The 7,767-nt window shown below is 54.0% G+C and carries 7 protein-coding genes and 1 pseudogene; 2 read left to right on the forward strand and 6 right to left on the reverse strand.

Going from position 1 to position 7,767, the window contains the following annotated elements; translation table 11 throughout:
- Together pstC and pstS are read right to left on the reverse strand one after the other, a co-directional pair.
- The coding region (pstC, locus tag RTU33_RS21440) for a phosphate ABC transporter permease subunit PstC (RefSeq protein WP_312630084.1) at window positions 1–657 on the reverse strand (657 nt) is incomplete at its 3' end.
- Window positions 658–793: 136 nt separating this feature from the next.
- Entirely contained in the window at window positions 794–1,834 is a 1,041-nt protein-coding gene (gene pstS, locus RTU33_RS21445; protein WP_312630086.1) for a phosphate ABC transporter substrate-binding protein PstS, read from the reverse strand.
- Between the two features lie 319 nt (window positions 1,835–2,153).
- Between pstS and RTU33_RS21450 the strand changes: the two genes are divergently transcribed.
- Together RTU33_RS21450 and RTU33_RS21455 are read left to right on the forward strand one after the other, a co-directional pair.
- Complete coding sequence (locus RTU33_RS21450) at window positions 2,154–2,303, forward strand: Tar ligand binding domain-containing protein (protein ID WP_312630088.1); 150 nt, start codon at window positions 2,154–2,156, stop codon at window positions 2,301–2,303.
- Window positions 2,288–2,519: pseudogene (locus tag RTU33_RS21455) on the forward strand (methyl-accepting chemotaxis protein); the annotation flags it as partial. The gene RTU33_RS21450 and the pseudogene RTU33_RS21455, both read left to right, overlap by 16 nt.
- Before the next feature lie 42 nt (window positions 2,520–2,561).
- Here the strand turns inward: RTU33_RS21455 and glmS are convergent.
- The 4 genes from glmS to atpD all read right to left on the reverse strand — a co-directional run.
- Complete coding sequence (gene glmS / locus RTU33_RS21460) at window positions 2,562–4,391, reverse strand: glutamine--fructose-6-phosphate transaminase (isomerizing) (protein WP_312630090.1); 1,830 nt, start codon at window positions 4,389–4,391, stop codon at window positions 2,562–2,564.
- Window positions 4,392–4,624: 233 nt separating this feature from the next.
- Window positions 4,625–5,995 (reverse strand): bifunctional UDP-N-acetylglucosamine diphosphorylase/glucosamine-1-phosphate N-acetyltransferase GlmU, encoded by a 1,371-nt coding sequence (glmU, locus tag RTU33_RS21465; protein WP_312630092.1) that lies wholly within the window; start codon window positions 5,993–5,995, stop codon window positions 4,625–4,627.
- A 535-nt stretch (window positions 5,996–6,530) separates the two neighbouring features.
- The gene (locus RTU33_RS21470; protein WP_097162483.1) at window positions 6,531–6,950 is read right to left on the reverse strand and encodes a F0F1 ATP synthase subunit epsilon; all 420 of its coding nucleotides are present in this window, start codon (window positions 6,948–6,950) and stop codon (window positions 6,531–6,533) included.
- Between the two features lie 20 nt (window positions 6,951–6,970).
- The coding region (gene atpD, locus RTU33_RS21475; RefSeq protein ID WP_312630096.1) for a F0F1 ATP synthase subunit beta at window positions 6,971–7,767 on the reverse strand (797 nt) is incomplete at its 5' end.

A 7,767-nucleotide genomic window follows, 5' to 3' on the forward strand; every position in this document is an offset into this window, starting at 1 on the left:
AACGATACGCCAGATAACTTCCCAGGTGGTGCAGCCGATACCGTAGGCCGACTCTTTCATCATCACCGGTGTTTGTTCGAACACATCGCGCATAACGGCGGCGATGTAAGGAATAATCATGATGGCGAGGATCACGCCAGCGGCCAGTAAACCGATACCAAACGCCGGGCCGGAGAACAGCGCGCCGACAAATGGAATCGCCGACAGTACGTTGCCGACCGGCTCCTGAAAGTAAGTCGCAAACAGCGGCGCAAAGATGAACAGGCCCCACATCCCGTAAACGATACTTGGAATAGCGGCTAACAGCTCAATGGCAATCCCCAGCGGACGCTTCAGCCAGTTTGGCGCGAGTTCCGTCAGAAACAGGGCGATACCAAAACTCACCGGAACGGCAATCAGCAGGGCGATAATGGAGGTCACCAGCGTGCCGTAAATGGGCACCAGCGCACCGTAGATATCGTTTGGCGCATCCCACTCTTTGGTCCACAGGAAGGAGAAACCAAACTTCTGAATACTTGGCCAGGAGGAGAAAATCAGGGAAACAATGATGCCACCCAGCATCAATAGCACAATCAGCGCCGCCAGTTTTACCAGCACGCTGAAAATGATGTCACCCTTTTTACCCGGTGGGTTAAATGCAGGCTTGGTTGCAGCCATAAATTACTCTTTCAGTTAATCACCCGAACGATGCCCGGCGGCGCTTATGCTGGCCGGGCCTACAAAAACAGCATGTTACCTGATTTTTGTAGGGCGGATAAGCGAAGCGCCATCCGCCATCAACAACAAACCTCGATTAGTACAGCGCTTTACCGCTGCTATCTTTCACGTTGGTTTTCCATGCAGCGCGAACCTGCTCAACCACGCTCTCTGGCAGTGACGCATAATCCAGTGCGTTTGCTTCTTTGGCGCCGTTTTTGTAGGCCCAGTCAAAGAACTTCAGCACTTCAGCACCCTGCTCAGGCTTCTTCTGCTCTTTGTGGACCAGAATGAAGGTGGTGGAAGTGATTGGCCACACGTCGTCGCCTTTCTGGTTGGTCAGATCCTGAGCGAAGGATTTGCTCCAGTCAGCGCCTTTCGCCGCGTTAGCAAAGCTCTCTTCGGTCGGGCTCACAGATTTGCCATCGGCGGAAACCAGTTTGGTGTAAGCCAGGTTGTTCTGCTTAGCGTAAGCATACTCAACGTAGCCGATAGAACCCGGCAGGCGCTGAACGAACGCGGCGATACCGTCGTTGCCTTTACCGCCCAGACCGGTCGGCCAGTTAACCGTCGAGCCTGCGCCGATTTTGGATTTCCACTCTTCGTTCACTTTCGCCAGGTAGCTGGTGAACACGAAGGAAGTACCGGAACCATCAGCACGACGCACTACTGCGATATTCTGAGAAGGCAGTTTCTTGCCCGGGTTCAGCTTCGCAATCGCTTCGTCGTCCCACTTCTTAATTTTACCGAGGTAGATATCACCCAGGGTTTTACCGTCGAGCACCAGCTCACCGGATTTGAAGCCTGGCAGATTGACCGCCAGCACCACGCCGCCGATCACGGTCGGGAACTGGAACAGACCTTCCTGAGCCAGCTTGTCATCAGACAGAGGCGCATCGGAAGCACCGAAATCCACGGTGTTAGCCGTAATCTGCTTCACACCACCGGAGGAGCCGATACCCTGGTAGTTGACCTTGTTACCGGTCTCTTTCTGATAGGTATCCGCCCATTTGGCATACACCGGCGCCGGGAAGGTTGCACCAGCGCCAGTCAGGCTTGCTGCTGCGAATGCAGAGAAAGCGCTCATTGATAAGGTCGCGGCGACAACAGTTGCGACAGTGGTACGCATAACTTTCATAATGTCTCCTGCAGGATTTCGTAAATCATTGTTTAAGTGGCTACGTTGAGCAAAATAGGGCAAACAGGTGACAGTTAAATGTACGAATTATGACAGTTTTATGACATGAAATATTTGCGTTAAGGCATTTGTTTTTTAACCATTAAAATCAAAAAGTTAATCACGCATATGACGTTGATTTTTCAGTAAGATTTTCTTTTTGTGACACTGAAAAAGTTAGCTGAAGATGACTGTTTGTCATTTTTCAGATGTCGAAAAAATCAGCTTTAGCTTCTTCTGTTATCTCCAATGTTGTTAATAAACCCGCAACATTTAATGGATGAAACCTGTGCAAAACAAATTTCGCGTCGTGACTGGCATCGTCATCGTACTCGCCCTTTTCTGTTCGCTTCAGCTCATTACTGGTGGGTTGTTTTACTCCGCTGTGAACAAAGACAATGAGGCTTTGCCGTCGTCAAGGAGATTGTGACCTCAGTAACGCGCGTCAGCGATATCATGGGGGAAATCACCACCGCGTCTAAAGAGCAGAGCAGGGGGGATCGAACAGGTCAGCCTGGCGGTTTCGCAGATGGATAGCGTGACTCAGCAGAATGCTTCGCTGGTGGAACTGTCAGCGGTAGCCTCGGCGTCACTGGAAGAGCAGGCAGAACAGCTGCGGCTGGCGGTTGCCGCGTTTCGCCTGTAAATGAGAAAGGAGCTCTGCACCTGGCAGAGCTCCGGTTTACGCTTACTCGACGGTGACAGATTTCGCCAGGTTACGCGGCTGGTCCACGTCAGTGCCTTTAATCAACGCCACGTGATAGGCCAGCAGCTGCAGCGGGACGGTGTAGAAGACAGGCGCAATCACCTCTTCCACATGCGGCATCTCAATCACTTTCATGTTGTCGCTACTGGTGAAACCGGCATCCTGATCGGCGAAGACGTACAGCACGCCGCCGCGCGCGCGCACTTCCTCGATGTTGGATTTCAGTTTTTCCAGCAGTTCGTTGTTTGGCGCCACAACGATAACCGGCATATCCGCATCGATCAGCGCCAGCGGGCCGTGTTTCAGCTCGCCCGCGGCATAGGCCTCGGCGTGGATATAAGAGATCTCTTTGAGCTTCAGCGCGCCTTCGAGCGCGATCGGATACTGATCGCCACGACCGAGGAACAACGCGTGATGCTTGTCTGAAAAGCCCTCAGCCAGGGCCTCAATACGCTTGTCCTGCGACAGCATCTGATCGATGCGGCTCGGCAGCGTTTGCAGGCCATGAACGATGTCGTGCTCCACAGACGCATCCTGACCTTTCAGGTTTGCCAGTTTCGCCACCAGCATTAACAGCACGGTCAGCTGCGTGGTGAACGCTTTGGTCGACGCCACGCCGATTTCCGTTCCGGCTTTGGTCATCAGCGCCAAATCGGATTCACGCACCAGCGAAGACCCCGGCACGTTACAAATTGCCAGCGACCCCAGGTAACCCAGCTCTTTCGACAGGCGCAGCGCCGCCAGCGTATCCGCCGTTTCACCGGACTGAGAAAGGGTGATCATCAGACTGTTGCGGCGCACCGCAGATTTGCGGTAGCGGAATTCAGAGGCGATTTCGACATCGCACGGCACGCCGGCCAGCGCTTCGAACCAATAGCGCGAAACCATCCCAGAGTTGTACGAGGTGCCGCAGGCTACAATCTGAATATGCTCAACTTTAGAGAGCAGATCGTTGGCCTGAGCGCCCAGCTCGCTAAGATCGACCTGGCCGTGGCTGATGCGCCCGGTCAGGGTGTTTTTGATAGCGTTCGGCTGCTCGTAGATCTCTTTCTGCATGTAGTGACGGTAGATGCCTTTGTCACCCGCGTCGTACTGCAAATTCGATTCGATGTCCGGGCGTTTAACCTGTTCGCCGGATTTGGCAAACACGGTCACGCTGCGACGGGTCACTTCCGCGATGTCGCCTTCTTCAAGGAAGATGAAGCGACGGGTTACCGGCAGCAGCGCTAGTTGGTCAGAGGCGATAAAGTTTTCGCCCATGCCCAGACCAATCACCAGCGGGCTACCTGAACGGGCAGCCAGCAGAGTATCCGGATTGCGGGTATCCATGATCACGGTGCCGTACGCGCCACGCAGTTGCGGAATGGTTCGCAGAACGGCTTCACGCAACGTTCCCCCCTGTTCCAGCTCCCAGTGCACCAGGTGAGCAATCACTTCGGTGTCGGTTTCGGAGGCGAATACATAGCCGCGGGACTGCAGCAGTTCACGCAGCGGCTCGTGGTTTTCGATGATGCCGTTGTGCACTACCACGATGTGGTCTGAGATATGAGGATGCGCGTTGCCTTCGGACGGCTCTCCATGGGTTGCCCAACGGGTGTGCGCAATACCGGTGCCGCCATGCAGAGGATGTTCTTCTGCGGCCTGAGCCAGCATTTGCACTTTACCGAGGCGACGCAGACGGGTCATGTGACCTTCGCTGTCGACCACTGCCAGACCGGCAGAGTCATAACCCCGGTATTCCAGACGACGAAGCCCTTCGAGAAGGATTTCAGCAATATCACGCTGCGCGACTGCGCCAACAATTCCACACATAGTTAGATTTCCTGAAATGGCATGATGCCATGCGTTGTCGCTGACCTGTGTTTTCCGGTTTTTCCGGAGCCCCGAGCCTTGTAGAGAGTGGGGTTGTTTTTATGGGTGCTGCATGTTGGGTGGGGTGATATTTTTCACCCTCTGCCCTGTAAAACCGTCGGCCTGATAAGCGAAACGCATCAGGCGCTTTGCATTGCCGGATGGCGGCGTAACCGCCTTATCCGGCCTACAACTTACTTTTTCTTCACCGGACGCTGCCAGCCCTGCTTGTGGACCTGCGGCACGCGGCTTAATACCAGTTCGTTGTCACCGACATTGCGGGTCACGGTGGTTCCGGCAGCAATCGTTGCGCCTTTACCTACGCTGACCGGCGCCACCAGTTGGGTATCAGAACCGACAAACACATCATCGCCGATGAGTGTTTTAAATTTGTTAGCACCGTCGTAGTTGCAGGTAATAGTGCCCGCACCAATATTCACGTTGTCGCCAATCTCGGCGTCGCCGAGGTAGCTCAGATGTCCGGCTTTAGAACCTTTACCCAGTCGCGCTTTTTTCATCTCAACGAAGTTGCCAACGTGCGCGCCTTCCAGCAGTTCAGCTCCCGGGCGCAGACGTGCAAACGGACCGATCGTGCAGGCGGCGTGCAGTTGTGCATCTTCCACGACGCTATACGGGCTGATTTCGCAGTCGTCGCCAATGACGCTGTTTTTAATCACGCAGCCCGCGCCAATTTTTACGCGATGGCCCAGGGTGACGTTACCTTCAAGAATAACGTTAGTATCAATTTCCACGTCGCGCCCGTGGTTCAGGCTACCGCGCAGATCGAAACGCGCCGGATCGCGCAGCATCACGCCCGCCAGTAGCAGTTTTTCTGCCTGCTCGCTCTGATACACCCGCTCCAGACGGGAAAGCTGAAGGCGATTATTCACACCTTCCACTTCGCTCAGGCGATCCGGGTGAACGGCGGCAATGTCACGCCCTTCCTGGTATGCCATTGCGATAATATCGGTAATGTAGAACTCGCCCTGAGCGTTGTTGTTGTCGAGCTTGCCCAGCCAGCGCTTCAGATCGGCCCCGCCCGCAATCAGGATACCGGTGTTGATCTCCTGAATCTGGCGCTGCGCATCGGTTGCATCTTTATGCTCGACGATACCGGTCACCTTGCCGTCTTCGCGGGTGATGCGGCCATAGCCGGTCGGGTCATCGAGTTTAACGGTCAGCAGACCAATCCCGCCCTGCGGTTTCGCGGCGCGCAGACGCTCCAGAGTTTCCACGGAAATCAGCGGTACGTCGCCGTAGAGCATCATGATGTCTTCATCATCGGCAAAGAACGGCGCAGCCTGCTGCATCGCGTGACCTGTACCCAGCTGCTCTGCCTGGAGCACCCAGTTCAGATTACCTTCGGTCAGCGTCTCTTTGAGGAGATCGCCACCGTGACCATAGACCAGATGAACCTGAGTGGCGCCTAATTCATCAGCAGCATCAATAACATGCTGAACCATTGGCTTGCCCGCGAGGGTATGAAGCACCTTCGGGAGATCGGAATACATGCGAGTACCTTTGCCCGCGGCAAGGATCACTACGCTCATCGCACTGTTTGACATACGCATCCTGACAGGAGTTTGAGTGAGAAGTTAAAACCTTTCACATTGAAATTTCTACATATTTTTCATCATGAAATGGGATGCAGAGAAAACGCACAACGTGAAAGTCAAAACCGATTTTATGACGCTATTTTCAGCTATCGTAGCGCCCTTTGTCTCGAAAAAAAGCCCCATAATCTGAAGATTAGCCGCTATGTTGCTGCTTTGGCTGTTCTTTCGATACCTGAAGCAAGCCCTACCGGGCGTAGAAAAACAAAAAGGCCGCCCGTTGGCGACCTTCTCATATTATTTATGCCCGGCAATTCAGAGGATTAGAAGCTCAGATTGCGGAACAGCGCGATGAATTTGTGAAAGCGTTTCATGTTGATTCCTGCATAGCACACTTGTTATGTGATCTGACTCACAAAAAAAGAGTCTACGCCTGGCGTCTGACCTTCGCAACATTTATGTGACACATATCACACTTAAGGATTACATCAGCCAAGAAAAAAGCCAGCCTGGAAACCAGACTGGCTTTTGTGCTTTCAAGCCGGTGTTACATCGCTTTTTTGGTCAACTCGATAACGCGCAGTTTGGCGATCGCTTTGGCCAGCTCCGCGGACGCCTGAGCGTAGTCCACGTCGCCGTGCGAGCTCTTGATGTGCTCTTCCGCTTTGCGTTTCGCTTCCAGGGCTCGCGCTTCGTCGAGATCCTGACCGCGGATAGCGGTATCAGCCAGCACGGTTACGTTACCTGGCTGAACTTCCAGCACGCCGCCGGACAAGTAGATGAACTCTTCATGTCCGTGCTGCTTCACGATGCGAATCATACCAGGCTTAATGGCGGTGAGCAGCGGTGCGTGGCCCGGGTAAATACCCAGTTCACCTTCGCTACCCGTTACCTGGATTTTCTCGACCAGACCAGAGAACATTTGCTGCTCTGCGCTGACGACGTCCAGGTGGTAAGTCATTGCCATATCACCCTCCGATTAAGGCGTTAAAGTTTTTTGGCTTTCTCAACGGCTTCGTCGATGGTGCCAACCATATAGAACGCCTGCTCAGGCAGGTGGTCGTATTCGCCGTCCATGATGCCTTTAAAGCCACGGATGGTGTCTTTCAGCGATACGAATTTACCTGGGGAACCGGTAAAGACTTCTGCGACGAAGAACGGCTGGGACAGGAAGCGCTGAATTTTACGTGCGCGTGCTACCACCAGTTTGTCTTCTTCGGACAGTTCGTCCATACCCAGAATCGCGATGATGTCTTTCAGTTCCTGGTAACGCTGCAGGATAGACTGTACGCCACGCGCGGTGTCGTAGTGCTCCTGGCCAACAACCAGCGGATCCAGCTGACGGCTGGTGGAATCCAGCGGGTCAACGGCCGGGTAAATACCCAGAGACGCGATCTGACGGCTCAGTACCACGGTTGCATCTAAGTGAGCAAAGGTGGTTGCCGGGGATGGGTCAGTCAAGTCATCCGCAGGTACGTATACCGCCTGAACGGAGGTGATAGAACCGGTTTTGGTTGAAGTGATACGTTCCTGAAGAACACCCATCTCTTCAGCAAGAGTAGGCTGATAACCTACCGCAGAAGGCATACGACCCAGCAGCGCGGATACTTCGGTACCGGCCAGGGTGTAACGGTAAATGTTATCGACGAACAGAAGAACGTCACGGCCTTCGTCACGGAATTTCTCAGCCATCGTCAGACCGGTCAGCGCAACGCGCAGACGGTTTCCTGGCGGCTCGTTCATCTGGCCGTAAACCAGGGATACTTTATCCAGAACGTTGGAGT

The organism is Scandinavium sp., assembly GCF_032012665.1.
In the GTDB taxonomy this organism is placed as follows: domain Bacteria; phylum Pseudomonadota; class Gammaproteobacteria; order Enterobacterales; family Enterobacteriaceae; genus Scandinavium.

Coding starts and splice junctions, on each gene's coding strand:
- pstS (WP_312630086.1), bottom strand. CDS start 1,834: ATGAAAGTTATGCGTACCACTGTCGCAACTGTTGTCGCCGCGACCTTA.
- glmS (WP_312630090.1), bottom strand. CDS start 4,391: ATGTGTGGAATTGTTGGCGCAGTCGCGCAGCGTGATATTGCTGAAATC.
- glmU (WP_312630092.1), bottom strand. CDS start 5,995: ATGTCAAACAGTGCGATGAGCGTAGTGATCCTTGCCGCGGGCAAAGGT.
- RTU33_RS21470 (WP_097162483.1), bottom strand. CDS start 6,950: ATGGCAATGACTTACCACCTGGACGTCGTCAGCGCAGAGCAGCAAATG.
- RTU33_RS21450 (WP_312630088.1), top strand. CDS start 2,154: ATGAAACCTGTGCAAAACAAATTTCGCGTCGTGACTGGCATCGTCATC.